Genomic DNA, 26,904 nt, shown 5'->3' on the forward strand with positions numbered 1-26,904 from the left:
GGGGCTACGATTGCGGTCCGGAGCCTTCGCTCCGGACTTGCCTCGGCGGCCCCCCCCTTCCTCATCTTCGTCATAGCCTTCGGCTGTTCCTTCAGATTCCGTCGGGCGCATCTACACGCCCCGCCATCCCCCGCCTGCCCCGGCTCCCGCTTTTGATGAGACTTAACGGCCGGGCTTTGGGGCGGGTTGTGTGCTTGGCGTTTTTGCCGTCAATCTGGGGGGAGGGAGGGTCTTGCGGGGTCGCCAAAAAGCGGCCGCGCGGGCGGCCTTTTTTGGCATTTGGGTGTCTTGCGTCGAGGCGAGGACGCTGCGCGCTGCTGGAGAGGGGTGTTGCTCGGGGGCAATGGCGCGGCGCGATCCTGATGGGAGGGGCTGGTGAATCCTGCGTCATCGCGCTTGATTCGATGGGCGCAATCTTGTGATGGTCTCTATATTGCGACGCCCTCTATATATAGAGGGCGTTTCTTTATTTGCTGCGGGCGGTTACTGGGGTTGGATGCCGGAGATCTTGATCCATTCCTTCCAGCGGGCGGTGTCTTCCTTGACGAAGGTGTCGAAGCGGGCGGTGTCCATGGCTTCGGGGGTCAGGCCGAGGGCGCGGAGTTTGTCGGCGGTGGCGGGATCGTTGACGGCGGCCTGGGTGGCGGCGTTCATCCTGGCGACGATGTCGGGCGGGGTGCCGGCGGGGGCGGAGATGCCGAGCCAGCCGGCGACGACGAAGTCGGGAAAGTAGGTCGACATGGTGGGGACGTCGGGCCAGGCGGGGTGGCGCTGGGCGGCGGTGACGGCGAGGGGGGCGAGGCCCTTGCCGTCGATCTGGCCCATGGCGGTCAGGTAATCGACGAAGGCGAAGCCGATCTGCTTGCCGCGCAGGTCGGTGATGATCTGGGTGATGTTCTTGTAGCCGGCGGCGCCGATGTTGATGCCGGCGCGTTGCTTGAACAGTTCGGACGGCACTTGCGAGGACGAGCTGTAGTAGCCGAAGAAGACTTCGCCGGGATGCTTCTTGGCGTAGTCGACCAGCTCGGGCACGGTGCGATAGGGGCTGTCGGGGGCGACGATGCCGACGGTGCCGAAGGTGCCGAGCATGCCGATCTGCACGAAGTCCTTTTGCGCGTCGTAGGGCAGGCGCTTGTAGAGGAACTGGTTGGCGGCGTGGGTGGAGTTGGTGGACAAGAGGAAGGTGTAGCCGTCGCCGGCGGCGTTCTTGGCGGCATTGGTGCCGACGATGCCGCCGGCGCCGGGGCGGTCCTCGACGATGACGGTCTGGCCGGTCTGCTTGCCCAGGAACTGGGCGAAGGTGCGGGCGGTGAGGTCGGCGGCGCCGCCGGCGGCGGATGGCACGATCAGCGTGATGGGTTTCTCGGGCCAGCCGGCGGCGTGCGTGGTGGCGGCCAGCAGCAGGCTGGCGGCGGCGAGCGCAGGGCGCAGGAAGGCGCGGGGCGCGAAGGCGGTGAGGGTCATGCTTGTCTCCTGGGGCGGCGCTGGCGCCGTCATGTTCTATGGCTTGCGGTGTGCTTCATGGCGCGCTGGACGCGGGCCGGGTGGATCTGTCTGGCGGTCGTAGGCGGATGTCGATGGTTGAGGATGTATCGGGCGTCAGGGGCGTCGCGGGTCAGCCGAACTGTTGGCGATACCAGCCGAGGATCGCGTCCGCGCTGGCCTGCCATGCGTCGCCGTACATCATGCAATGGGGCTGTCCGGCGAGGACGGCATGGGAAAAGCCGAACAGTCGCGCGATGGCGCGGTCCTGGCCGGGCGGATGGCGGTCGTGGGTATCCAGGCCGGCCTCCAGGCACAGGCCGGGGGCGGTAATGGCGGCGGGATCGACGGGCACGCGCAGCAGGTAGCGGTCGTTGAGCACGCGCGGGCTTTCGGGATTCAGGCGTTGGGTGACGGCGCTGACGTCGCGCGTCGGCGAGGTGGCCAGGAAGCGGGCGCGGATCTCGCTGGCGGCGGGCGCGGCGCGCACGGCGTCGGCGGGCACCGGCGGCAGGCCCAGCGCGCCGGGCAGGTTGGCGGGCGGCGAGGGCGCCATCAGCACCACGCCGGCGACGGCGCGTTGGCTGGCGGCCAGCAGCGCGGGCAGGGCGCCCATGCTGTGGCCCACCACGACGATGGGCGCGTCCAGCAGGTCGAGCGCGCTGACGACATCGGCGGCCAGGTCGGCGATGCCCGTGTCGACGAAGCCGGGCGGCTGCGGCAAGGGGCCGTGACCGCGCAGGTCGATGGCTGCGCAGGCCAGGCCGGCTCGGGCGAAATAGTCCAGGTAGTGCGCGTAGCACCAGGCGCCGTGATAGGCGCCGGGCACGAGCAGCAGGCCGGGCCCGCCGTTGTTGGGCGCGGCGGCGGTCAGCAGCCGGCCCTGGCCGGCAGCGCGGGCGGGCAGCCGGTCGGCGAGGCTGAAGTCGAGCGGATCGACGGCCTGGGCGCGGGCGGGGGAGAGAGTCGCGGTAGTCATTGCGGCCATGTTAAGTGCCGCCATATGATGAGAAAACTTTATTTTTCCTATGATTTGATAAGTTCATCAAATCAGGTGTCCCGATGCCCGCCTTGCCCGAACTTTCCATTGCGCACTACCGCCACTTCCTGCTGGTGGCCGAATTGCGCCGCTTCCGCGCCGCCGCCGCGCGCGCCTTCCGCTCGCAGCCTGCGCTGTCGCTGTCGATCCGCGAAATGGAGCAGCGCCTGGGCCAGCCGCTGTTCGAGCGCGGCAATGGCAACGCGCTGACTCGGTTCGGCCAGGACTGCCTGCCGCTGGCGCGCGAACTGGTCGAGCACCACGACCGCGTGGCCGGGACGCTGGCGGGGCTGGCCAGCAACGAGGCCGGCACCCTGACCATGGCCTCGGTTGCGACGGTTGCGACCCATTGGCTGCCCGAACTGGTGGCGACCTACCGCGAGCGCTACCCGGCGGTGGCGCTGCGCCTGTTCGACGACAACTCCGAAGGCGTTGAGCGCATGGTGCTGGCGGGCGAGGTCGAGCTGGGGGTGTGCAGCCCGGTGCTGCGCGACCGGCGGCTGGCGTTCGAGCCGCTGCTGCGCGATGCCTTCGGACTGGTCTGCCATCGCGGCCATCCCCTGGCGGGGCGCAAGTCCGTGACCTGGCGCGAGATCGCGGGGCTGCCGCTGGTGGGCACGGTGGCGCACCGGCAATTGGCGGACTATCCGCAGGCCGCCTTCATGATGGAGCGTCAGGTGTTCGTGTCCAACATGATGTCGCTGCTGGCGATGCTGGAGCGCGGCGTGGGTGTGACGGTGCTGGCGCGGCTGGGGGTGCCGCCGGATTCTCCCGGTCTGGTTTTCGTGCCGCTGGCGCGGCCGCGCATCGAGCGCGAACTGGGCATCACGCGGTTGGCCGGCCGCAGCCTGTCGCCGGCCGCGGCGCGCATGGAGGAAATGCTGCGCGCCAAGGCCGCGCGCGGCGCCCGCAGTGTCGCTTGAAACCAACGCATTTTTGCGCGTTGAGCCCTTAAAACACGGGGTTTCCGGCAAGGACTGTTGCGCAATTGCACACGCCGCCGATCGTCGTTGATTCTTCACCTGCGCATCTTTAGAGTGCGTGATGTTTGCTGCGCGAGGGGCGTGCCGGTTTGAGCGGCGCGGCGCGTCGACAGACGTGTTGAGGAATTCATGAGCAGTGTGTATTTGCGTTCGGCGGGCGTGGCCTGCGCCCTCCTGATCCTGGCCGGCTGCGCCGCCAGGAAACCCGCCTCCATTACCGAGGCCCAGCCGGAAGCGGCGCCCAAGCCGGTGGCATGCGTGCCCGCCAAGAGCGGCGATCCCATGGTCGGCACCTGGTATTCGAATTCCAAGCCGAAAGGCGTCAGCGGCGATTTCCAGGCCCTGACGGTGCTGTATGCCGATGGCCGCATGGCCTATGAAACCCAGTTGAAGATCGGCCGCAAGACGCGTCCGGCGCTGCGCGAGACCGGTTGCTGGAGCGTGGTGGACGGCGTCTACACGATGCAGACCACGCAATCGAACGGCGAGATCGTCGACGCCGCCGATCCGATTTACATCAACCGCTACCGTGTCGAGAAGGTCGAGCAGGCCAAGCTGACGCTGCGCGAGCTCAAGAGCGGCGGCCAGATCGTGACCGCGCGCCGCATGCCGCAGGGCTATCGCCTGCCGTATTGATCCCTGGGGTGGCCGGCGATTCCGCGTTCCGTTGCGCGGACGGAATCCGGGCGCCTGCGTCGCCAAGCGGGCGCGGCTGCGGTAAGGTGCGGACTTCGTCCTCCATTGCGCCGCCGGCCCTCCATGCCCGCCCTGTCATCCGAAGCGCGCGCCATCGCGCTGCTTGCCCTGGCCGCCTTCGTCAGCGCCAGCGCCTTCCGTATCTGTGATCCCATGCTGCCCCAACTGGCGGCCGAATTCGGCGCCAGCACCGGCCAGGCCGCGCGCGCCGTCACCGCCTTCGCGGTGGCCTACGGCGTGCTGCAGATGTTCTTCGGACCGGTCGGCGACCGCTACGGCAAATACCGCGTCGTCAGCGTGGCGACGTTCGCCTGCGCACTGGGCAGCGCCGGCGCTTTCCTGGCCGAGACGCTGGACGTGCTGGTGTTCTGCCGCGCCCTGTCGGGGGCGGCGGGCGCCGGCATCGTGCCGCTGTCGATGGCCTGGATCGGCGACACCGTTCCCTATGAGCGTCGCCAGGCGACGCTGGCGCGCTTTCTGACCGGCACCATCCTGGGCATGGCGGCCGGGCAGTTGGCCGGCGGCCTGTTCGCCGATACCCTCGGTTGGCGCTGGGCCTTCGCGGCGCTGGTGGCCGGCTACCTGGTGGTGGGCACGCTGCTGCATCGGGAGGTGCGGCGCCAGCGCGCGCTGGGACTGGGCGTGGTCGATCCGAACGCGCCGCGCCAGGGCTTCGTGGCACAGGCGCGGCTGGTGCTGGGCACGCCATGGGCGCGCGTGGTGCTGGCCACGGTGTTCATCGAGGGCCTGCTGGTGTTCGGCGCCCTGGCGTTCGCGCCGTCCTACCTGCATGAGCGTTTCGACATCTCGCTGACGGCGGCCGGCGCGCTGGTGGCGGTGTACGCGGTGGGCGGGCTGCTCTATACGGTGGTGGCGGGCCGCATCCTCAAGCGCCTGGGCGAACGCGGCCTGGCGGTGGCGGGCGGGCTGGTGCTGGGCGCGGCCTTCCTGTCGTACCTGCTGGGGCCGGCGTGGTTGTGGAGCCTGCTGGCCAGCGTGCTGGCGGGCTTCGGCTACTACCTGCTGCACGCGACACTGCAGACCAACGCCACCCAGATGGTGCCGTCGGCGCGCGGCACGGCGGTGGCCTGGTTCGCCTCCTGCCTGTTCATGGGCCAGGCGGCGGGCGTGGCGCTCGCCGGCTCGGTGGTGGACGAGGCCGGCGCGGCGGTGCTGTTCGGCGGTTCGGCGGTCCTGCTGCCGCTGCTGGGCGCGTTCTTCTCGCGGGCCTTGAAGGCGCGGCCCAAGGCCGTCTAGGATGCCCGCCGCCGCGCGGCGCCGGGACGGCAACCGGCCCATGAGGCGAAAAAAAGCCCCGAACGGCCAGGCCGGACGGGGCTTTTTCGCGGAGGGAAGTCCGATCAGATGGCGGCCAGGCGCTTGAGCACGGTGTCCTTGCCCAGCAGGGCCAGCACCGCGTCCACCGCGGGCGTCTGGGTCTGGCCGGTGACGGCCACACGCAGCGGGATCGCCAGTTGCGGCATCTTCAGGCCGCGCTCGGCCAGCACGGCCTTGATCAGCGCCGAGATGGCCTCGCGGGTCCAGTCGGCGCCCTGGGCGCGCTGGGCGAAATCGGCCAGCGCCTCGCGCGCGGCGGCGGTCAGGTGCTGCTCGACCAGTTCCGGCGCGGCCGGCTTGAACTCGCCGCAGAACAGCATGGCGCCGTCGGCCAGTTGTTCCAGGGTCTCGGCGCGGTCCTTGAGCAGGCCCATCACGCCCGGCAGGTCGATCTTTTCCGGATAGCCGCCGCGATGGGCGACGCGCGGCGCCACGCGTTCGGCCAGTTCGGCGTTGTCCATCTGCTTGATGTAGTGGGCGTTGACCCAGTTCAGCTTCTTCGGGTCCCACTGCGAGGCCGACTTGGACAGGTGGCGGGTGTCGAACCATTCCACCAGTTGGTCGCGGCTGAAGAGTTCGTCGTCGCCGTGGCTCCAGCCCAGGCGCGCCAGGTAGTTGATCATGGCCTCGGGCAGGTAGCCCTCGTTGTCGTACTCCATGACGTTGACCGCGCCGTGGCGCTTGGACAGCTTTTCGCCGTCCGGGCCGAGGATCATGGGCACGTGGCCGTATTCGGGCAGGGTGGCGCCCAGCGCGCGCAGGATGTTGATCTGGCGCGGGGTGTTGTTGACGTGGTCATCGCCGCGCAGCACGTGGGTGATGCCCATGTCCCAGTCGTCCACCACCACGCAGAAGTTGTAGGTGGGGGTGCCGTCCGGGCGCGCGATGATCAGGTCGTCCAGCTCGGTGTTGTCGAAGCTGATGGGGCCCTTGACCATGTCGTTCCAGGCGGTGGCGCCGTCCTGGGGGTTCTTGAAGCGCACCACCGGCTTGCGGCCTTCGGGCACCGGCGGCAGGGTCTTGCCGGGCTCGGGGCGCCAGGTGCCGTCGTAGCGCGGCTTGTCGCCGCGGGCGCGGGCGGCCTCGCGCATGGCCTCGACTTCCTCGGGCGAGCTGTAGCAGTGGTAGGCGGTGCCGGCGGCCAGCATCTGCGCGACCACTTCACGGTAGCGGTCCATGCGCTGCATCTGGTAGAACGGGCCTTCGTCCGGCTGCATGCCGAGCCAGTCCATGCTGTCCAGGATGGCCTGCACCGCTTCCGGCGTGGAGCGTTCGACGTCCGTGTCTTCGATGCGCAGCACGAAGGTGCCCTTGTGGTGGCGCGCGAAGGCCCAGGAGAACAGCGCGGTGCGGGCGCCGCCCAGGTGCAGGAAGCCGGTGGGCGAAGGCGCGAAGCGGGTGCGGATGGGGGAGGAGGCGTTGGAGGTCATAGGTGGCAATGATAGCGGCTGCGGCGCCACGAAGCGGCGGCGGACCGGGCCTGGATCAAGCGGACGTGGGGGTTGTCTTGTTACGATGAACGCTATTTTAGATTAGTGCCTGTTCCCGCCATGCTGCGACACGCTCTTGCCCCGATGTTCGAACCCGGTTCGCTGGTGATCGTCGCCGATCGGCCGCTGCCGGCGGCGACGTCGCTGCCACCCGCGCTCAAGGCGAAAACCACGGTGGTGGCCTGCGACCCCGGCGCCGCGCCCGACCTGCCGGAGACGCTTCAGGGGCTGGCCGCTGGCGAGCGGCCCGATCTGGCCCTGGTTTGCGTTTCGCCCGCCGTGCTGCCCGAGACCCTGCGCCGGCTGTCCCCGCTGGCCCCACGCTCGGTCATCCTGTTGCCGCACGAGCTGCCCGACCCGTATCCGCGCGGCACGCTGGCGCTGTGCCGCGCCTGGGCCGAGGAAAACCGCTGTGAACTGCTGGGGCCGCGCTCGTTCGGCGCGCAGCGCCCGCATGCCGGCCTGAACCTGAGCCAGCATCCGGTGCTGGCGCGCGCCGGCCGCGTGGCGCTGCTGGCGCAGTCGCGCTCCATCATGGCCGCCGTCATGGACTGGGCCGAGGACGTGCATATCGGTTTTTCCACCGCCGTGTCGCTGGGCGACGAGGCGGTGGTGGGCCTGTCCAAGGTGCTGGACTACCTGGCCAGCGATCCTCGCACCGACAGCATCGTGCTGTACCTGGAAGACGTGGGCCCGGCGCGCGAATTCATGAGCACGCTGCGGGCCGCGGCCAGCGTCAAGCCGGTCATCGTGCTCAAGGCCGGCCGCGCCGACACCGACAGCGCCGACGCCATCTTCGACGCCGCGCTGCGGCGCGCCGGCGCGGTGCGGGTGCGCTACTTCGTGCAACTGTTCTCGGCGGTCAAGGTGCTGGGCTACACGCGCCGCCCCAAGGGCCGGCGCGTGGCGCTGATCTCCAACGGCAGCGGACCGCCCCAATTGGCCATGGACCTGATCGGCCCCGACGCGGCGGTGCTGCGCGCCGAGCTGGCGCCGGCCACGCAGCGCGCGCTGGCGGCGATGCTGGAGCCGGACGCGGCCAGCGCCAATCCCGTCATCACCTACGTGCCGCTGACGCCGGAACGCATCCGCGCCATCCTCGACGTGGTGCTGGATGACGCGGGCGTGGACGGCGTGCTGGTGCTGCTGGCGCCCGACGCGCTGGCCGACATGCCGGCGGTGGCGCGCGAGCTGGCGCAGATCGCGCCCAAGGCCAGAAAGCCCGTGGTCACCTGCTTCATGGGCGACGCCGGCATGCGGCCGTTGCGGCGCATGCTGGACGACGCCGGCACCTCGGCGTTCCGTACGCCCGAGTCCGCCGCCGACGCCTTCGGCGTGCTGGCCACGCATCATTACAACCAGCAGTTGCTGCTGCAGACCCAGCCGCCCGAGCCGGCCACCCACGTGCCCGACCTGGCCGCCGCGCGCGAAATCCTGGCGCGGGTGCGGGCCGATTGCCGGCGCGAGTTGAATACGTCCGAGGTCCGCGCGCTGCTGTCCCTGTTCTACGTGCCGCTGCGCGACATGCCGCTGGACGTGGCGGCGGCCGAGCCCGAATCCCGCCCCATGGCCATCCGGGTGCGGCGCGATCCGCAGTTCGGGCCGGTCATCCGCTTCGGCGCCGGCGGCCCGGACGCGGTGCTGTCGCAATCGGATCGCGGCATCGACCTGCCGCCGCTCAACGGCTTCCTGGCGCGCCAGATGATCGAGCGCAGCCGGCTGTGGCGCCGGGTGCTGGCGCCGCGCGTCGGCCACCTGGCCGCCGAGGCCTTGCAGCAGGCGCTGGTGCTGGTCTCGGAGATGGTGTCGGAGCTGCCGGACATCGAAACGCTCGACATCGATCCGCTGTATGCCGGCGAGACCCATCTGCGCGCGGGAGGCCTGCGCATGACGCTGGCCGAGAAGCCGGGTTGCGAGACGCCGCAGACCGCCGGCTATCCGCACATGGCGATTCACCCGTACCCGGCGCGCCTGGTGCAGGTGCGCCGTTTCGCCGATGGCATCCCGTGGGTGCTGCGGCCCATCCGCCCCGAGGACGGCCAGCCGCTGCAGGATTTCATCCGCGGCCTGTCGGAACGCTCGCGCTACATGCGCTTCGTGTCGATGATGCGCGAGCTGACGCCGCGCATGGTGTCGCGCTACACCCAGGTGGACTACCACCGCGAGCTGGCGCTGGTGGCCGCCACCCAGGTGCCCAACCCGGCCAACCGCGGCCATCCGCACGAAGTGCTGGTGGGGTTTGCGCACTACCTGCGCAACCCCGACGGGCGCGGCGCGGAATACGCGCTGGTGATCGGCGACGACTGGCAGCGGCGCGGCCTGGGCCGCCAGTTGATGACCGCGCTGATCGACGCGGCGCGCGAGCAGGGGCTGGAATACATCGACGGCCTGGTGCTGTCGACCAACCGGCCGATGCTGGCGCTGATGACCAGCCTGGGCTTCACCAACGATCCGGATCCGGAAGACCCGACCATGCGGCGGGTCTGGCTCAACCTGCGCTGAGCGCCGCGGCCGGCGCGGGCCCGCGCCCGGCCGTGGCCATGCCGGCTTCAGGCCGTCTTGCGCGCGGCCTGGGCTGGCCGCAGCCGCGTCGCCACTTCATCCACCGACAGCACGTCGCCGAAGAACAGCAGCCAGCCATGCAGGGCGTTTTCGTGTTCGGCCGGCGTCACCGCGGCCAGCGCGTCGTCCACCATGATGGTGCGGAAGTCGCGCATCATCGCGTCGCGCGCGGTCGATTCGCAACAGACGTTGGTGACCGTGCCGGCGATCAGCAGCGTGTCCACGCCGCGTCCGCGCAGCAGCGGCTCCAGTTCCGACGAGCCTGTGGCCATGGCGCTGTAGAAGCGCTTGGTCACGCGCAAGTCGCTGTCGGCCGGCCGCAGGTCCGGATGCAGCGCGAAACCCGGCGCATCGCGGCGCAGGGTTTCCAGGCGCCGGGCGCTGCGCTCGGGCGTCAGCATCACGCCATGGTGGTGCGACCAGAAGGCGTCGGCGTTGTCGGACGCGGTCTGCACCCAGACCACCGTGCCGCCGGCCGCGCGCACCGCGTCGCACAGGCGGTTGACCGGCGCGATGATGTCGCGCGCCGCGGCGCATTCGCCCTGGTAGCCGGGCAGCGTGAAGTACTGCTGCATGTCGATCACCACCACCGCGGTGCGGGCGCCGGGCAGGCTGTCGTAGGGATGCAGGCAGCCCTGGCGGGCGATGACGCGGTCCTGCACCCATTGCGGAATCTGCATGGCGGTTCCTTATCCGTAGCGCCGCGCCACGGCGGCTTCGATGCGGTACACCACCAGGTACATGACGCTGGAGATCAGCGCCAGCATGGCGATGGCGGTCATGACGATGTTCAGCTTGAAGACCTGGCTGCCGTTCATGATGAGAAAGCCCAGGCCCGAGTCGGCCGACTGGAATTCGCCCACGATGACGCCCACCAGCGCCAGGCCGATGTTCATCTTCACCGCGGCGATCAGGGTCGGCACGCTGCCGGGCAGCACCACCTTGGTCAGCACCTGCCAGCGGCTGGCGCCGAAGGTGCGGGCCAGCTTGACCTTGTTCAGGTCGATGGCGCGAAAGCCCGCATACACCACCATGATGGTCACGAACACCGCGATCGCCACGGCCATGCCGTAGACCGCGTAGTCCGACCCCAGCCACAGGTAGAAGATCGGCACGAAGGCGATCTTGGGCATGGCGTTGGCCACCACCAGGAACGGATCGAGCACCTTGTACAGGAAGTCCGACCACCACAGCGCGGCGGCCACGATGATGCCGATCACCATGCTGAGCGTGAAGCCCACCAGCGTGGCCGACAGCGTGGTGGCGATGTGGTGCGCCAGGTTGCCCTGGCGCCACAGCTCCAGGAAGGTCGGCCACAGCGCGCTCGGATAGCTGGTCAGCAGCGGGTTGAGGATGTGCATGCGCGGCAGGATCTCCCAGGCGCACAGGAACACCACCAGCAGCAGCGCCTGGGCGATGCGGATGTTGCGGCGGCGGGCGCGGTCGCGCCGCAGGTAGTCCAGGTACTTCTGGCTGGGCGCGGGCACGGCGCGCAGCGGCACGGTGTTGGCGATCGGGGCGTTCACGGCTCAACCCTCCACATGGACGTCCAGCTCGTCCCAGAGCTGCTTGAAGTAGGCATTGAATTCCGGCCGGGAACGGGCCTGGAACGGCGTCGGCCGCGCGCCGTCGCCATAATGGATGCGGTACTGGCTCTTGAGCCGTCCGGGCCGGCGCGACAGCACGATGACGCGGTCGGTCATGGCGATGGCCTCGCCGATGTCGTGGGTCACCAGCACCACCGTCTTGCCTTCGCGCCGCAGGATGTCGACGACCTCGTCGGAGATCGCCAGCCGGGTCTGCGAATCGAGCGCCGAGAACGGTTCATCCAGCAGGATCACGTCGGGCTCGGTCACCAGCGTGCGCGCCAGCGCCGCGCGCTGGCGCATGCCGCCCGACAACTGGCGCGGCGTATGCGACAGGAACGCGCCCAGCCCGCACTTTTCCAGCAGGTGCACGGCCCGGGCTTCGCTGCGCGCATCGCGCCGGCCCTGGATCTCGGCGCCCAGCATGACGTTGTCGAGAATGGTGCGCCACTCGAAAAGATAGTCCTGCTGCAGCATGTAGCCGATGCGCGGATTGGGTTCGGTGACCGCCTGGCCGTCGATCATCACGGTGCCCGAGGTCGGCGCGTGCAGGCCGGCGATCAGCGACAGCAGCGTGCTCTTGCCACAGCCGCTCTGGCCGATCAGGCTGACGAATTCGCCCGGCGCCAGCGCGAACGACACCTGCGACAGCGCTTCGGTCTCGCCCTCCGGCGTGAAATAGCTCAGGCAGACATCGCGCAGTTCGATCTTGGCGGTGGCCGGGTCCGGCTTGAGATTGTGGACGACGGCGCTCATCACGGCACCTTCCTGGCGAAGTCCGCCACCACCACGTCTTCATATTTGACGCGGGCGCCTTCCTTCATCACCGCGCTGGCGATCAGCATGTCCTGCAACCGGCTCATGGCCTCGGCCGTCACCAGCGGCGTGGTCTTCCAGATCTGGTACTGCTTGTAGCGCTCGATCGCGTCGGTCACCGCGGCCGCGTCCATGCCGGGGAAGTAGGTCATGATCTGCGGCGCCAGCGTGGCCGCCGGCGTGTCCTTGACGTATTTCTCGGCGCGCGCCACCACGTTGGTCCAGGCCTGTATCACCTTGGGGTTGTCGCGGATGTACTTGTCGGTGGCGGTGAAGACCGTGTAGTCCACCTGGCCGACCTCATGGCCGACCGAGGCCACGATGTAGCCCTTGCCGTTGCGCACCAGTTCGCCGGCCTCGGGCTCCAGGAAGATGCCGTATTCGCCCTGGCCCGCCATCCAGGCGCCGGCGCGCGCCGGGATGCCGATGTTGTTGAGCAGCTTGACGTCTTTCTGCGGGTCGAGGCCGTGCTTGCGCAGCGCGGTCTCCAGGAACACGATGGGGTTCGACCCGGGCCGGAAGCCGATCACCTCCTTGCCCTTTAGCATGCTCCAGTCGAATTTCTCGACCGGCTTGCGCGCCAGCAGGAAGAAGCCGTCGGTGGCGGTCAGGCCGGCGAAGATCTTCGGCTTGACCGGCGATTCGCTGTTCTGCACGTAGATCGAGGCTTCGGGGCCGATCAGCACGATGTCGGCGCTGCCCGAGAGCAGGGCGGTCATGCCCTTGTCGGTGCCCTGCGAGGTCTTCATGGACACGTCCAGCCCGGCGTCCTTGAAATAGCCCTGCGACAGGGCGACGTACTTGGGCACGTAGAGGATGGAGCGGACCACCTCTTCGTAGCGTACCTTTACCGGGGGATTGAGGGCTTCGCCGTGGCTGGCGAAAGGGGCGAGGACGGCGGCAAGCAGCGCCGCCGCCAGGCGAGGCAATGGCAAGGGCTTCACGGGACTTTCTCCTGCGTCTATATGCCTCGCCGAAACCCGGCGCGGCACGGCCAATGGGATGGATCGACTGCAACAACAGGGAAGCCCGAGGCGATTGCGATCGGGCCAATACGGCTTGGATTGAATACTATATTCAACAATCGCGAGCGACAAGCGTTTTGGTATTGGCGTTTTTCTCTATGGACGAGCGAAGTCGCGCCCCGGAAAATTCGAGGCTGGAATACCACTTGGTATACAAAGCAGGGAATCCCCGTGCGAACGGCCCGGCGAATCCGGGCCCCGGGGGAAGGCGGCGCCGCGCGCCGCCCGCGTTACACCAGCACCTGGTTCAGAAAGCGCGAGATGTCCGCCACTTCCTCGGCGCAGACCGAGTGCGGCATGGGGTAGGTGTGCCAGCGCACGTCGTAGCCCAGGCGTTCCAGCTCGGCCCGCGAGGCCTCCGCGCGCGGCAGCGATACCACCGGGTCATACAGGCCGTGGGCCAGGAAGATCGGGGTGCGCTGGTTGGCCGGGGCGCGCTCGGCCTCGGCGCTGTCCAGCAGCGGCAGATAGCCCGACAGGCCCATCATGCCGGCCAGCTTGTCCTGCAGCCGCAGGCCCGTGTGCAGCGTCATGGCGCAGCCCTGCGAGAAGCCCGCCAGCACGATGTTCGAGGTCGGGATGCCGCGCGCGTTCTCGCGCGCGATCAGCTTGTGGATCGCGGCTTCCGAGGCGCGGATGCCCTTGGCGTCTTCCACCCGCACCAGGTCCATCACCAGGATGTCGTACCAGGAGCGCATCGCCATGCCATTGTTGATGGTGACGCGTTGCACCGGCGCATTGGGGAAGACGAAGCGCACGCCCAGGCCGGCCGGCAGGTCCAGCTCCGGCACGATGGGCGCGAAGTCGTTGCCGTCGGCGCCCAGGCCGTGCAGCCAGATCACGGCGTGCGTGGGATTGGAGGCGGTTTCGATCTCGATGCAATCGAGCAGGTCGGTGGGGGCGTTCATGGACGGCGGGCGCAATCAGTGGGTGAGGGTCTTGAGGGCCTGGAACAGGGCGCGATAGTGCTTCTTCTGCGGTTCCTGGCCTTGCAGCAGCACGGCGTTGGCTGCCTTCTCCTTGCGGGCGGCGCGGATCACCGCGCGTAGCTGCTGCACATCCGCCTGCGGATTGTCGTTCAGCAGCTTGGTCAGGGCGTCGTCGTCGTCGAGCAGCCGGTCGCGCAGGGTTTCCAGGCGGTGCATGGCCGCGGTTTCCTCGCGCGAGCCGTTTTCCCAGACATCGAGCTGGGCGCGGATCTCGTCGGCGGGGGCGTCGCGCATCAGCTTGCCCACGAAGTGGGTCTGGCGGCGCCGGCCTTCGCGGCTGGTGGTGCGCTGCGCCTCGCGGATCGCTTCGTAGAGGCGTTCGGCCAGGGGCAACTGCTTGAGGCGTTCGGGGGACAGTTCGATCAGTTGCTTGCCCAGGTCCAGCAGCGCGTGCATTTCACGCTTGACCTGGGACTTGCTGGGACGATCGTAGCCGTTCTCGTCGTAGCCGTCGGAGGATTCTTCTTCGATGTGGGAATTCATGGAAAACTGCGCAATGACAGACTTGGCTATGATAACCGTCTCTGCAAATTGGACAGCAATGGTCAAATCCTCCTCCTCCTTGCCGCTGGCGGCCAATCACGCCCGTTTTTCCGAACTCGTCGAGCAAACCCTGGCCTACGCGCGACAGATCGGCGCCTCGGATGCCGCGGCCGAAGTCTCCGAAAGCCTGGGCCTGTCGGTGTCGGTGCGCAAGAACGACATCGAGACCGTCGAACAGACCCGTGACCGCTCGCTCGACCTGACGGTCTACGCCGGCCAGAGCCGCGGCTCCGCCTCGACCTCCGACTTTTCCGAAGCCGCGCTGCGCCAGACGGTCGAAGCCGCCTGGCACATCGCCCGCCACACCGCCGCCGATCCGGCCGCCGGCCTGCCCGACGCCGACCAGTTGGCCACCGAATTCCCCGACCTCGACCTGCATCGCGCCTGGACGGTCTCCACCGAGGAAGCCGCCGAACTGGCCCTGCGCGCCGAGCGCGCCGCGCGCGAGGTCGATGCCCGCATCACCAATACCGACGGCGCCACGGTCGGCACTTACGAAGGCCAGTTCGTCATGGGCAACACCCGTGGCTTCCTGGGCGGCTATCCGTATTCGCGCCACAGCCTGTCGGTGGCGCCCATCGCCGGGCGCGGCAACGGCATGCAGCGCGACTACTGGTACACCTCCGAGCGCGACCCCGCCAAGCTGGCCACGCCCGAGGCCGTCGGCCGCTATGCCGCCGAGCGCACGCTGTCGCGCCTGTCGGCGCGCCGCATCCGCACCGGCAAGTTCCCGGTCCTGTTCGAGGCGCCGCTGGCGCTCGGCCTGGTCGGCGCCCTGACACAGGCCGCCAATGGCGGCGCGCTGTACCGCAAGGCCAGCTTCCTGCTCGACGCCCTGGGCAAGCCGATCTTCCCGGAACACATCAACCTGACCGAAGACCCGCACATCCGCGGCGCCATGGGCAGCTCGCCGTTTGACGACGAAGGCGTGCGCACCCGCAAGCGCAACGTGGTGTCGGCCGGCGTGCTGGAAGGCTACTTCCTGTCCTCCTACACCGCGCGCAAGCTCGGCATGCAGACCACCGGCAACGCGGGCGGTTCGCACAACCTGGTATTCAGTTCCACGCTGACGCGCCGGGGCGACGACTTCGAAGCCATGCTCAAGAAGATGGGCACGGGCTTCCTGGTCACTGAGCTGATCGGCCAGGGCGTGAACTACGTGACCGGCGACTACTCGCGCGGCGCATTCGGCTATTGGGTAGAGAACGGCCAGATCCAGCACGCGGTGCAGGAAGTCACCATCGCCGGCAACCTGTCGGACATGTTCCGTCAGATCGTCGCGGTGGGCGCGGACACCATCTCGCGCGGCACCAAGACCACCGGCTCGATCCTGATCGAGCAGATGGCGATCGCGGGCACCTGATCCCGGGTGCGAGCGCGGCCAGCGCCCGCCTGCGCGGGGCCTGGCCGGGCCACTCTTTGCAATCCTTGACCGCTCGGGAATTCCTCTAGCCGTCAGCGGCGATGGCACCGTGTAATATCCGGCGGGTATTGCTCAAACTGGTATCGCTGTAGAGGAGCAAAGAGATGCAACGACGTTCATTCTTGAAGCAGGCCGGCCTGGGCGCCGTGGCGGCGGGGGCGGCGGTCAGCGCTCCCGCCCTGGCGCAGGATTCCCCCTCGATCAGTTGGCGCCTGGCGTCGGGCTTCCCGGCCGCGCTGGACCTGCGCTTCGGCGCCGGCGAGATTTTCCGCAAGTTCGTCTCCGAGGCCACCGGCGGCAAGTTCAGCATCAAGCAACTGGCCGACGGCGAGATCGCGCCCGCGGTGGAGCTGATGGACGCGGTCGGCGCCGCCAAGGTCGAGTGCGCTCACGTCTCTTCGGGCATCTATTTCGCCAAAAACCCCGCCTTCTGCTTCGATTCGGCGGTGCCGTTCGGGCTCGACGCGGGCCAGATGAATGCCTGGATGCTCGAAGGCGACGGCTTGCGCCTGACGCGCGAACTGTTCAAGCCGCAGAAGATCCTCAACTTCCCCCTCGGCAACACCGGTTCGCAGATGGGCCTGTGGTCCAACCGCGAGATCAAGCGCGCCACCGACCTGAAAGACCTGACCATGCGCGTCGATGGCCTGGCGGCGCAGGTGCTGGCGCACCTGGGCGTGGTGCCGCAGCAGGCCGGAGCGGCCGCGCAGGCCGGCGACGGGAAGGGCGCCGAAGCCGCCAAACCCGCGGAGGGGGCCAAACCTGCGGAGGAGGCCAAGCCCGCCGAAGGGACCAAGCCCACCGAAGGGACCAAGCCTGCCGAAGGGACGAAGCCCGCCGATGGCGCCAAGCCGACCGATGGCGCCAAGCCCGCCGAGGCCGCCGCCAAGACGGGACCGGACGCCGTGGCCGGGGCCGGCGCCTACGACGATGGCAAGCTGGGCCTGAACAAGGCTGCCAGGTTCTACTACGGCCCCAGTTGGTGGGCCGCCAGCGAGCAGTTGTCTCTCTATATCAATGAAGAGGCCTGGGCCAAGCTGCCCAAGCACTACCAGGCGGTGGTCGAAGCCGCCGCCCTGGCCGCGCATGCGCGCACCACGGCGGCCTATGCCGCCCGCAATCCCGCCGCGCTGGCCCAACTGGTCGCGGCCGGCGCGCAGGTGCGCGCCTTGCCGCGCTCGGTCATGGACGCCGCGTTCGAGGCGTCCCTGCAGGTCTACAAGGACTTGAGCGAAAAAGACCCGAAGTTCAAGGCGATCCATGACAACTACATGGGTTTTCGCGATAGCGCGATGCCCTGGTTCCGCCTGACCCGCAGCGCCTACGACCAATACCTGGGCGTGGCGCTGTCGGCCCGCAGTTGATGGCAGGTCCGTGTGCCGAATGGCATTCGGTAGGAGGTGGGGTTTTCGCTGATAACCCCGTGTTTTTTACAAAAAAATGGGCGGTTTTACGCCTTTTGTTGAACGGCATTCGAGTTTCGGCCTGATACAAAGGAGTAATATCCCGGGTCTTGACGCGCAAACGTGACGCCTTCAGGCGCCATTGGACGTCAATCCGGCGGGAACATCCCGGCCTGGATAACCAACATTCCGAGACAGACTTTAAGGTGGTATCAACCATGCAATCCAAGACCAAGAAGCTGCTGGCCGCGCTGATCGCCGCCGGCATCGTCCCGGCTGCCCATGCGGCCGACCTCAAGCTGGGCGTGGCTGAAGCCCTGTCCGGCGGCGCCGCCCAGTACGGCGCGTCGATCCGCAACGGCTTCCAGCTCGCGGCCGACGAGATCAACGCCGCGGGCGGGATCAATGGCAACAAGATCGTGCTGGTGGTCGAGGACGAGCAGGGCAAGAAAGAAGAAGCCATCAACGTCTTCAAGAAGCTGATCTTCAAGGACAACGTCCTGATGGTGTTCGGCCCGACGCTGTCGAACTCGGCCCAGGCCGCCGACCCGATCGCCCAGGCCGCCAAGACGGTCGCCTTCGGCACCTCCAACACCGCCGACGGCATCACTTCCATCGGCAACTACGTGTTCCGCAACTCGGTCACCGAAGCCGACGTGCTGCCCGCCACCATCTCCACCGTCAAGGCCAAGACCGGCCTGAAGAACGTGGCCGTGCTGTACGGCAACGACGACGTCTTCACCAAGAGCGGCTACGACAACTTCAAGAAGGCCCTGGAAGACCAGAAGATCCCGGTCACCACGACCGAAACGTTCGCCAAGGGCGACGTCGACTTCAAGGCCCAACTGACCAAAATCAAGGGCACCAACCCCGACGCCATCGTGCTGTCGGCGCTGCTGGCCGAAGGCGCCCCGATCATGGTGCAGGCCCGCCAACTGGGCATCAACGTGCCCGTCATCGGCGGCAACGGCATGAACTCGGTCAAGATCTTCGACCTGGCCCCCGGCGGCGCGTCGAACAACCTGTGGATCGGCAGCCCGTGGTCGATCGAGAACAAGGCCCCCGAGAACGTCAAGTTCATCGACGCCTACAAGGCCAAGTTCAACGGCGCGCCCGACCAGTTCGCCGCGCAGTCGTACGACGCCATGTACATCGTCGCCCAGGCCCTGAAGAACACCAAGATCACCGGCGAACTGGCCAAGGACCGCGCCGCCCTGCGTGACGCGCTGCCCTCGGTGCAATGGACCGGCGCCACCGGCGCCTTCAAGTTCCGCCAGGCCACCGACCGCGCCGGCAAGCCCGCCGGCTACGACGCCGACCAGGCGCCGATCGTCAGCGTGACCAAGGACGGCAAGTACGTCATCGAGAAGTAAGCAATCCGCATCCCCGCGCGGGGGGATGCGCCTTGCGGACCGCGGCTGGCCGCGGTCCGCAAGGCGCTTTTTATCGTAGGACTCCCCAGGAATAGAACGGCTCTCTCAGGGCGGCAGGTCCACGCAATGCGCGGCGTGGAAGGCCTTACACAGGCCTGCCCCGGGTCCCGAAGCCGAGCCTGGCGAGCGGCAAGTCCACGCAGGGGGCGCGGCGTGGGGGCTCTTTTTTGATTTGGAATATGTCCCATCATGTTGGAACAACAATTCGTTAACGCCTTGTCGCTGGGCTGTGTGTACGCACTGTTCGCGCTGGGCTTCACGCTGGTATTCGGCGTGCTCGGGGTGATCAACCTCGCGCATGGCGCCGTCTTCATGGTGGGGGCCTACGCGGCGCTCTCCGTGGTGCAGCATTTCGGCCTGCCCCTGTGGGCGGCGCTGATGGTGGCATTTTTCGTCGCCGGCTTCACCGGGGTCATCATCGACTACCTGGTGCTCAAGCCGCTGCGCAAGCGTAATGCTCCCCACCTGATCCCCATGATCGCCACGATCGGCGTGGGCATCATCCTGAACAATGGCGCGCAAGGCATCTTCGGCGCCAGCAACCTGCGCTTCCCGCACGGCACCGTGCCCGAGGAAGTCATCGAGATCGCCGGCCTGCACCTGACCGTGATCGAACTTGGCATCATCTTCCTGTCGTTCGCGCTGATGGCCCTGCTGATGTTCGTGATGCGTCGCACGCAGTTCGGCCGCGCCCTGCGCGCCATTGCCGAATCGCCCAAGGCCGCCTGGCTGCTGGGCATCAACGTCGAAAAGCTCTTCATCACCACCTCGTTCGCCGCCGCCGCTTTGGGCGGTGTCGCGGGCGTGCTGATCGGCCTGTACTCGAACGCGCTGTTCCCGCTGATGGGCCAGCCGATGCTGCACAAGGGCATCGCGGTCATCATCCTGGGCGGCATGGGCGACATTCGTGGCGCCATGCTGGGCGGGCTGTTCCTGGGCTTCGCGGAAGTGCTGTCGGTGGCCTACATCGGCTCCACCATGCGCGACGCGGTGGCATTCGGCCTGCTGTTCCTGATCCTGCTGGTGCGCCCGCAAGGTCTGTTCGGCAAAGTGGTTCAACGCAAGGCTTGAGTATGAGCGGATTCGAAAACTTCTGGGCCATCTATGGCAACCTGGTGCTGACGCTCGGCACCAACGCCCTGCTGGCCCTCTCCATCTGGCTGACGCTTGCCTGCGGCATGCTGGCCATGGCCAATGCGGCCTTCATGGGCATCGGCGCCTACGCGGCGGCGTTGCTCACCATGAACTACGACGTCTCGTTCCCGGTCGCGCTGGCCGGCGGCATGGCGGCGCCGGCCCTGGTGGCGGCGTTGATCGGCTTGCCGACCTTGCGGCTGTCAGGGGTCTACCTCGCCATGGCCACGCTGGGCTTTGGCGAAGTGGTGCGGGTGACGGTGCTGAACACCGAGTCGATCACAGGCGGCGCGCTGGGCCTGAACGGCATTCCGCAACTGACGCAGTGGTGGCACGTCATCCTGGCGGTCGTCATCGTGCTGTTCGTGCTGTGGCGCGTGCGCGCCTCCAAGATCGGACGCGCCTTCGAGGCCATCCGCGGCGACGAGACCGCGGCCGGCCTGATGGGCATCGACGTGCGCGCCAACAAGATGCTGGCCTTCGTGGCGGGCGCCATGATCGCCGGCCTGGCCGGCGCGCTCAATGCGCACCTGACCTTCTTCATCGGCCCCAACGAATACGGCTTCGACCGTGGCGTGGAAATCCTGACGATGGCCATCCTGGGCGGTATCGGCGGCCTGGCCGGCCCCGTGCTGGGCAGCTTCATCATCACCGTGCTGCCGGAGTTGCTGCGCGGCTTCGCGGATTTCCGCCTGGTCATCAACGGAGTGATCCTGGTGGTGATTGTGCTGTTCCTGCCGCAAGGCATCTGGGATCCGGCGCGCTTCAAGCGCTGGATGCGTCAAGGAGGCAAGCGCCATGCTTGAGCTGACCTCCGTTTCCAAGAGCTTCGGCGGCCTGCACGTGCTGCATGACGTCAGCCTGTCGGTGCCCGAAGGCGCGATCTTCGGCCTGATCGGCCCCAACGGCGCCGGCAAGACCACGGTGTTCAACCTGATCACCGGGCTGCTGCCGCCCAGCGGCGGCGGCATCGCCTTCAATGGCGAGAGCCTGCTGCGTCGCAAGCCGCACGCCATCACCCGCATGGGTATCGCCCGCACCTTCCAGAACATCCGTCTCTTCAAGGAGATGACGCTGCTGGAAAACGTGGTGGTGGGCGCCTACCGCCACATGAACTACGGCTTTCCCAGTCTCTTGCTGGGCCTGCCGGGCTACCGCGAGCACGAAAAGCGCGCCCGCGAGCGCGCCCACGAGCTGCTGACGTGGATGCGCCTGGACCACAAGGCCAACGACCTGGCCGACAACCTGTCGTACGGCGAGCAGCGCCGCCTGGAGCTGGCGCGCGCGCTGGCCACCGAGCCCAAGCTGCTGCTGCTGGACGAGCCGGTCGCCGGCATGAACACCGGCGAGCGCGCCGAGCTGATGCGCGAGATCCTGGCGATCCGCGACCGCGGCTACACCATCCTCATGATCGAGCACGACATGCGCTTCGTGATGGGGCTGTGCGAACGCATCGCGGTGCTGAACTTCGGCAAGATCATCGCTTGCGGCGGGCCTGAAGAGATCCGCAACAACGAGCAGGTCATCGAGGCCTACCTGGGCCGCGAGGACGACGACGATACCGACAACGCGGAGGCCGCACAATGAGCAGCGCAATGCTGGAAGTCCGCGGACTCGAGGTCAACTACGGCCACATCGAAGCCGTCCGCGGCATCGACCTGGACCTGGAAGCCAAGGAAATCACCGCCCTGGTCGGCGCCAACGGCGCCGGCAAGTCGACCACGCTGCTGGCGCTGTCGGGCCTGCTGCCCAAGGCGCGCGGCAAGATCCTGTTCGAAGGCGAGGACGTCACCAACCTGGCGCCGCACCAACTGGTGGCGCGCGGCATCGTCCAGGTGCCGGAAGGCCGGGCCATCCTCACCACCATGACCGTGCTGGAGAACCTCGAGCTGGGCGCCTACCGCCGCGGCCTGAAGAACATCGACTCGGACCTGGAATACGTCTTCAACCTGTTCCCGCGCCTGAAAGAGCGAATCACCGGCATCGCCGGCAACCTCTCCGGCGGCGAACAGCAGATGCTGGCGATCGGCCGCGCCCTGATGGCCAAGCCGCGCTTGCTGCTGCTGGACGAGCCGTCGATGGGCCTGGCGCCGATCGTGGTGCAGGAAATCTTCCGCTCGCTGCGGGCCATCAACGCCGACGGCCTGACCCTGTTCCTGGTCGAGCAGAACGTGCGCCAGGCGCTCAAGATCGCCCAGCACGGCTATGTGCTGGAGAACGGCGCCATGGCGCTGTCGGGCACCGGCCGCGGCCTGCTCGGCCATCCGCGGGTGCTGGAAGCCTACCTGGGCGCCTGATCCGCGCGGCGCGGACGGGAGCAGGAGCGCGCGGGCAGGGTCACTGGCAGCGCGCAATTGCGTCCCTTTTAAAAATGCGACAGTCGTTCCCCCGGGAACGGCTGTTCATTCGCCTGGATCCGGCCACGGCTGCCCATTTTTTGAGCATCCGTGGTAGAATTTCAGGCTTTCCCTCATTTTGACCATTGCACGGGCGGGTAATAACGCTTAGGCGGGACGTCGATAGGGACACGGATGGGCTAAAACTCGATGGGCTAAAACCCGATGGGCTAAAACCCGATGGGCTAAAACCCGATCGGCTGAAATCTGGCACTGAAACCCAGTTGCTGGAAAGATGCCGGCTCCATTGTCTAGTTGAGGGAAAAAGCCTGGCTGGATCGTCCAGTCAGAGACCATTTTTCATATCTAGGAACCATCATGAAGACCTTTGTGGCCAAGCCGCATGAAGTCCAACGTGACTGGTTTGTGATCGACGCCAAGGGCAAAGTCCTCGGTCGTGTGGCCAGCGAAGTCGCACGTCGTCTGCGTGGCAAGCACAAACCTGAATTCACGCCGCACGTTGATACCGGCGATTACATCGTCATCATCAACGCTTCCGATATCGTCGTTACCGGTACCAAGGCGAAGGACAAGAAGTACTTCCGCCACACCACGTACCCGGGCGGTATCCGCGAAACGAACTTCGAGAAGATGCAAGAGCGTTTTCCCGGTCGCGCCATTCAGAAGGCCGTCAAGGGCATGCTGCCCAAGGGTCCTCTGGGCTACGCCATGATCAAGAAGCTGAAGGTCTATGCCGGTGCCGAGCACCCGCACACCGCCCAGCAGCCCAAGACGCTGGATATCTAAGGAAACGCCATGATCGGTAACTGGAACTACGGAACCGGCCGTCGCAAAACTTCGGTGGCTCGCGTTTTCATCAAGAAGGGCACCGGCAAGATCGTCGTCAACGGCAAGCCCGTCGACGAGTTCTTCGCCCGTGAAACCGGCCGCATGGTCGTGCGCCAGCCGCTGGAACTGACCGGCCACCTGGAATCGTTCGACATCAAGGTCAACGTGCACGGCGGCGGTGAAACCGGCCAGGCCGGCGCAGTCCGTCACGGCATCACGCGTGCCCTGATCGACTACGACGCGACCCTGAAGCCCGCGCTGTCGCAAGCTGGTTTCGTGACCCGCGATGCCCGCGAAGTCGAACGCAAGAAGGTCGGCTTCCGCAAGGCGCGCCGTCGCAAGCAGTTCAGCAAGCGTTAATCGCTGCGAAAAAAGCCCGCCTCGTGCGGGCTTTTTTTTACATCTGACCCGTCCTGAATTTGGTTGACACCTTTTTGAGAGAAAAAAGGAGAGTCAATTGGAATCAAGGATCAAGCGAACCCAGCGGGATTACAGCCTGGCTTTTAAACTGTCGGTGGTCGAGCAGGTGGAAAAAGGCGAGCTGACGTACAAAGAGGCGCAGCGTCGCTACGGGATCCAAGGCCGGTCGACGGTGCTGGTGTGGCTGCGCAAGCATGGTCGCCCGGGCTGGAGTGGCTGGAGCTTGCCGACGGTCAGAGGAGTGGATATGGATCGTCAGGGCAAGGGACTCACGCCCGAGCAGCGGATCAAGGAGCTGGAGGTTCAGCTCAAGGAGGCGCGCGAGAAGGCGCAGTTGTTCGAGGCCGTGGTCAACGTGCTGGAGAAAGACTACGGGGTGCGCGTCGTAAAAAAGCCTTCGGGCAAGTCCTCACGCAAAAGCTCGTCCAAGGGTTGAGCGTGGCAAGGGCTTGCCGCTACATGGGGCACAGCCGCCAGGCCTATTACAAGGGCAGGCACAGGGAGCGAGAGCGCCAGCAGCAGGCTTGCCAGGTGGTGTCGATGGTGACGGCGTTGCGGGTCCGGCAACCGAAGTTGGGTACGCGTAAGCTACATCACGTGCTGCGCCAGCCGCTGCGCGAGGCGGGGATCAAGGCCGGGCGCGATGCGCTGTTCGACATCCTGCGCAGCGCCCGGATGCTGGTCAGACCGCGCCGGGCGTATCACAAGACCACGGACAGCCATCACCGCTTCCGGCGCCACCCGAACCTGCTCAAGGCGGGTCAAGGCCAGGTGGTGGCGACCGGCCCCGAGCAGGTCTGGGTGGCGGACATCACCTACCTGCCGACCGACCAGCGGTGCACCTACTTGAGCCTGGTGACCGATGCCTACTCGCGCAAGATCGTGGGCTACCACGTGGCCGAGAATCTGCAGACCGAAGGGGTGCGCCGCGCGCTGGAGATGGCGTTGCGCTCGCGGCGCTCGAGTCAGCCGTTGGTGCACCACTCGGATCGAGGCATCCAGTACTGCTCGACGTACTACCAGCGCCTGCACGCCCGCCATGGCATCCGTTGCTCGATGACCGACGGCTACGACTGCTACCAGAATGCCTTGGCCGAGCGGGTCAACGGCATCCTGAAGGGAGAGCTGTTGCTCCAAAGACCCGCTGATCTGGCCCAAGCCAGGCTCATGGTCAGGCAGTCTGTCCAGATCTACAACACCGAGCGCCCACATCTGTCCCTACAATGCAAAACACCCGATGAAGTTCATCGGGTGCTCAGTCCGTAATCGCTACGGATACCGTCCCGTAGGTGTCAACCTAGGGCAGGACGGGTCATCCCGGGGCCCAGGCCCCGCCCAGGCCCGCGGAACTCCGCGGGCTTCGTCCGGTCGGACATCGGTCGCCGCGCGGTTTCCGGCGTGGCGGCAAGGCCGGTTGTCCGAGCGATACAATCGAGCCTCGTTCTACGAAGAGCACACATCATGGCCCAAGCATCGAACTCCCGTATCAAGGTTGGTATCGTCGGCGGCACCGGTTACACCGGCGTCGAACTGCTGCGCTTGCTGTCGCAGCATCCCCATGTGGAATTGACCGCCATCACGTCCCGCAAGGAAGACGGGCTGCCGGTGGCCGACATGTACCCGAACCTGCGCGGCCGCGTGCAGATCGCCTTCTCCGCGCCGGAAAAGGCCACGCTGACCGACTGCGACGTGGTGTTCTTCGCCACGCCCCACGGCGTGGCCATGGCCCAGGCCCAGGAACTGATCGCCGCCGGCACCAAGGTCATCGACCTGGCCGCCGACTTCCGCCTGCAGGACGTGCCCACCTTCGAACGCTGGTACAAGATTCCCCATACCTGCCCGGACATCCTGGCTGAATCCCAGTACGGCCTGGTCGAGCTGAACCGCGAAGCCATCTCCAAGGCGCGCGTCATCGGCAACCCGGGTTGCTACCCGACCACCGTGCTGCTGGGCCTGGCGCCGCTGCTCGAAGGCGGCAAGCAACTGGTCGATGCGCAGACCCTGATCGCCGACTGCAAGTCGGGTGTGTCCGGCGCCGGCCGCAAGGCCGAAGTCGGCTCGCTGTTTTCCGAGGCATCCGACAACTTCAAGGCCTACGGCGTGGCCGGCCACCGCCACCATCCCGAAATCGTCGCCCAGCTCGAGAAGATCGCCGGCGGCAAGGTCGGCCTGACCTTCGTGCCGCACCTGGTGCCGATGATCCGTGGCATGTACTCGACCATCTACGCCCGCATCAAGCCCGAGGCGCGCGACACGGACTTCCAGGCCCTGTTCGAGCAGCGCTACGCCGACGAGCCGTTCGTCGACGTCATGCCGGCCGGCAGCCTGCCCGAGACGCGCTCGGTGCGCGCTTCCAACAACCTGCGCATCGCGCTGTCGCGTCCGGGTGGCGGCGACCAGCTCATCATCATGGTGGTGCAGGACAACCTGGTGAAGGGCGCGGCCGGCCAGGCCGTGCAGAACATGAACCTGATGTTCGGCTTGCCCGAGACCGTCGGTCTGGACCAGGTCGCGATCCTGCCCTGATGCGCCGCCGGGCCGGCGGCAAGTCCGCCGGCCCGCTTTCCATGTCCAACGACTCCCGCGACACGCCTCGAATCCCCCGCCTCGGCCTGCGGCTGGCTGCCGGCGTGCTGGCCGGTGTCGTGGCGGGCGGGGCGGCGGGCTATTACTACGCGCGCGGCGTCTATCAGCCGGTGGATGCCGTGGTGCTCAGCGCCGCCCAGGTCGAGACGCGCGACGAAGCCATGCGCCAGCAGTCGGTGCAGTTGCGCTACCTCCGCGGCCAGCTCGATACCGCGGATGGCGAACTGGTGATCGAGCGCTCGGCGCGCCAGGAGCTGGAGACGCAGTTGCACGCGGCCCAGGCCGAGGTCGGCCGGGTGCGCGACCAACTGGCGTTCTATGAGCAACTGCTGCCGCCGGGTCCGGAGGGCACCGTGGATATCCGTGGCGCCCAGATCGACCGCGAAGGCGGCGGCCTGCGCTACAAGGTGCTGCTGATGCGCAGCGGCCGCAACGGCGGCGCCCAGTTCACCGGTACGCTGCGGTTCCAGGCCACCGGCACGCTCAAGGGCGAAATCGTCACCGTCGATCTGGCACCGATGCAGGTCAAGGCCGAGAGCGGCCCGGTGCCGGTCAGCGGCGAAACCACCACGGCGGCGTCGCTGGCGTTGCAGTTCGACCAGTACCAGCGCAGCCAGGGCGTCCTTGCCGTGCCCGAGGGATTTGTCCCCGAAAGCGTCACCATCAGCATCCTGGAGGGCGATGTGGTCCGTGCCTCCCGCAGCGTCAAGCTCGAACTTTGAGTCCGGCGGCGCCTGCGCTATAGTGACTACATGCGAGCGGCGCAGCCGC

The 26,904-nt window shown here is 67.3% G+C and carries 25 protein-coding genes; 16 read left to right on the plus strand and 9 right to left on the minus strand.

The window, feature by feature from the left end; genetic code table 11:
* Positions 1–483: 483 nt before the first annotated feature.
* Positions 484–1,464, minus strand: a complete 981-nt coding sequence (locus ACUDCK_RS02935) for a Bug family tripartite tricarboxylate transporter substrate binding protein (protein ID WP_054503426.1) — start codon at positions 1,462–1,464, stop codon at positions 484–486.
* Positions 1,465–1,615: 151 nt separating this feature from the next.
* The gene (locus tag ACUDCK_RS02940) at positions 1,616–2,470 is read right to left on the minus strand and encodes an alpha/beta hydrolase (RefSeq protein ID WP_175168034.1); all 855 of its coding nucleotides are present in this window, start codon (positions 2,468–2,470) and stop codon (positions 1,616–1,618) included.
* Positions 2,471–2,544: 74 nt separating this feature from the next.
* Here ACUDCK_RS02940 and ACUDCK_RS02945 point away from each other — a divergent pair, with 74 nt between their 5' ends.
* The 3 genes from ACUDCK_RS02945 to ACUDCK_RS02955 all read left to right on the plus strand — a co-directional run bounded on the left by ACUDCK_RS02945 (position 2,545) and on the right by ACUDCK_RS02955 (position 5,457).
* The gene (locus tag ACUDCK_RS02945; protein WP_175168035.1) at positions 2,545–3,444 is read left to right on the plus strand and encodes a LysR family transcriptional regulator; all 900 of its coding nucleotides are present in this window, start codon (positions 2,545–2,547) and stop codon (positions 3,442–3,444) included.
* Positions 3,445–3,633: 189 nt separating this feature from the next.
* Positions 3,634–4,140: a hypothetical protein gene (locus ACUDCK_RS02950; RefSeq protein WP_049071152.1), complete on the plus strand. Its 507-nt coding sequence runs from the start codon at positions 3,634–3,636 to the stop codon at positions 4,138–4,140.
* A 123-nt stretch (positions 4,141–4,263) separates the two neighbouring features.
* Positions 4,264–5,457: an MFS transporter gene (locus ACUDCK_RS02955; protein ID WP_175168036.1), complete on the plus strand. Its 1,194-nt coding sequence runs from the start codon at positions 4,264–4,266 to the stop codon at positions 5,455–5,457.
* Positions 5,458–5,561: 104 nt separating this feature from the next.
* Here ACUDCK_RS02955 and gltX read toward each other — a convergent pair whose 3' ends face one another.
* Complete coding sequence (gltX, locus tag ACUDCK_RS02960; RefSeq protein WP_064526259.1) at positions 5,562–6,968, minus strand: glutamate--tRNA ligase; 1,407 nt, start codon at positions 6,966–6,968, stop codon at positions 5,562–5,564.
* 120 nt (positions 6,969–7,088) lie between these two features.
* Between gltX and ACUDCK_RS02965 the strand changes: the two genes are divergently transcribed.
* On the plus strand, positions 7,089–9,530 hold the full coding sequence (locus tag ACUDCK_RS02965) for a bifunctional acetate--CoA ligase family protein/GNAT family N-acetyltransferase (protein ID WP_026383211.1): 2,442 nt from the start codon (positions 7,089–7,091) through the stop codon (positions 9,528–9,530).
* A 47-nt stretch (positions 9,531–9,577) separates the two neighbouring features.
* Here the strand turns inward: ACUDCK_RS02965 and ACUDCK_RS02970 are convergent, their stop codons facing one another.
* The 6 genes from ACUDCK_RS02970 to yjgA all read right to left on the minus strand — a co-directional run bounded on the left by ACUDCK_RS02970 (position 9,578) and on the right by yjgA (position 14,489).
* Complete coding sequence (locus ACUDCK_RS02970) at positions 9,578–10,270, minus strand: isochorismatase family cysteine hydrolase (protein ID WP_049071161.1); 693 nt, start codon at positions 10,268–10,270, stop codon at positions 9,578–9,580.
* Between the two features lie 9 nt (positions 10,271–10,279).
* Entirely contained in the window at positions 10,280–11,116 is an 837-nt protein-coding gene (locus ACUDCK_RS02975) for an ABC transporter permease (RefSeq protein ID WP_064526257.1), read from the minus strand.
* Positions 11,117–11,119: 3 nt separating this feature from the next.
* Entirely contained in the window at positions 11,120–11,932 is an 813-nt protein-coding gene (locus ACUDCK_RS02980) for an ABC transporter ATP-binding protein (RefSeq protein WP_006388630.1), read from the minus strand.
* Positions 11,932–12,936: an ABC transporter substrate-binding protein gene (locus ACUDCK_RS02985; RefSeq protein WP_054503433.1), complete on the minus strand. Its 1,005-nt coding sequence runs from the start codon at positions 12,934–12,936 to the stop codon at positions 11,932–11,934. Before ACUDCK_RS02985 ends, ACUDCK_RS02980 begins: the two co-directional genes overlap by 1 nt.
* Positions 12,937–13,247: 311 nt before the next feature.
* On the minus strand, positions 13,248–13,925 hold the full coding sequence (locus tag ACUDCK_RS02990) for an alpha/beta hydrolase (RefSeq protein WP_006388632.1): 678 nt from the start codon (positions 13,923–13,925) through the stop codon (positions 13,248–13,250).
* Positions 13,926–13,940: 15 nt separating this feature from the next.
* Positions 13,941–14,489 (minus strand): ribosome biogenesis factor YjgA, encoded by a 549-nt coding sequence (gene yjgA, locus ACUDCK_RS02995; RefSeq protein WP_020925259.1) that lies wholly within the window; start codon positions 14,487–14,489, stop codon positions 13,941–13,943.
* 58 nt (positions 14,490–14,547) lie between these two features.
* Between yjgA and pmbA the strand changes: the two genes are divergently transcribed.
* The 12 genes from pmbA (at position 14,548) to ACUDCK_RS03055 (ending at position 26,855) form a co-directional block, all read left to right on the plus strand.
* Entirely contained in the window at positions 14,548–15,912 is a 1,365-nt protein-coding gene (gene pmbA, locus ACUDCK_RS03000) for a metalloprotease PmbA (RefSeq protein ID WP_006388634.1), read from the plus strand.
* Positions 15,913–16,076: 164 nt separating this feature from the next.
* Entirely contained in the window at positions 16,077–17,336 is a 1,260-nt protein-coding gene (locus ACUDCK_RS03005; protein ID WP_175168037.1) for a twin-arginine translocation signal domain-containing protein, read from the plus strand.
* Positions 17,337–17,593: 257 nt separating this feature from the next.
* Complete coding sequence (locus ACUDCK_RS03010) at positions 17,594–18,748, plus strand: ABC transporter substrate-binding protein (protein WP_049071171.1); 1,155 nt, start codon at positions 17,594–17,596, stop codon at positions 18,746–18,748.
* Positions 18,749–18,997: 249 nt separating this feature from the next.
* Complete coding sequence (locus ACUDCK_RS03015; protein WP_006388637.1) at positions 18,998–19,879, plus strand: branched-chain amino acid ABC transporter permease; 882 nt, start codon at positions 18,998–19,000, stop codon at positions 19,877–19,879.
* A gap of 2 nt (positions 19,880–19,881) precedes the next feature.
* Entirely contained in the window at positions 19,882–20,748 is an 867-nt protein-coding gene (locus ACUDCK_RS03020) for a branched-chain amino acid ABC transporter permease (protein ID WP_006388638.1), read from the plus strand.
* Positions 20,741–21,529: an ABC transporter ATP-binding protein gene (locus tag ACUDCK_RS03025; RefSeq protein ID WP_049071173.1), complete on the plus strand. Its 789-nt coding sequence runs from the start codon at positions 20,741–20,743 to the stop codon at positions 21,527–21,529. The genes ACUDCK_RS03020 and ACUDCK_RS03025 overlap by 8 nt, the downstream gene beginning before the upstream one ends.
* Complete coding sequence (locus ACUDCK_RS03030) at positions 21,526–22,239, plus strand: ABC transporter ATP-binding protein (RefSeq protein ID WP_006388640.1); 714 nt, start codon at positions 21,526–21,528, stop codon at positions 22,237–22,239. The genes ACUDCK_RS03025 and ACUDCK_RS03030 overlap by 4 nt, the downstream gene beginning before the upstream one ends.
* Positions 22,240–22,656: 417 nt before the next feature.
* Entirely contained in the window at positions 22,657–23,085 is a 429-nt protein-coding gene (rplM, locus tag ACUDCK_RS03035; protein ID WP_006217309.1) for a 50S ribosomal protein L13, read from the plus strand.
* A 9-nt stretch (positions 23,086–23,094) separates the two neighbouring features.
* Complete coding sequence (gene rpsI, locus ACUDCK_RS03040; protein ID WP_006388641.1) at positions 23,095–23,487, plus strand: 30S ribosomal protein S9; 393 nt, start codon at positions 23,095–23,097, stop codon at positions 23,485–23,487.
* Between the two features lie 97 nt (positions 23,488–23,584).
* Positions 23,585–24,813, plus strand: a protein-coding gene (locus tag ACUDCK_RS03045; RefSeq protein ID WP_197487112.1) for an IS3 family transposase whose coding sequence is annotated in 2 segments (ribosomal slippage) — positions 23,585–23,932 and positions 23,935–24,813 — 1,227 coding nt in all. Because the reading frame shifts where the segments join, the coding sequence is not laid out codon by codon here.
* A 195-nt stretch (positions 24,814–25,008) separates the two neighbouring features.
* Positions 25,009–26,073, plus strand: coding sequence for an N-acetyl-gamma-glutamyl-phosphate reductase (gene argC / locus ACUDCK_RS03050; RefSeq protein WP_054503435.1), 1,065 nt, complete (start codon positions 25,009–25,011; stop codon positions 26,071–26,073).
* 41 nt (positions 26,074–26,114) lie between these two features.
* Complete coding sequence (locus tag ACUDCK_RS03055; RefSeq protein ID WP_054503543.1) at positions 26,115–26,855, plus strand: DUF6776 family protein; 741 nt, start codon at positions 26,115–26,117, stop codon at positions 26,853–26,855.
* The last annotated feature ends 49 nt before the right edge of the window (positions 26,856–26,904 follow it).

It is taken from the genome of Achromobacter sp. CF-sbj1-Ac2-l (genome assembly GCF_052698165.1).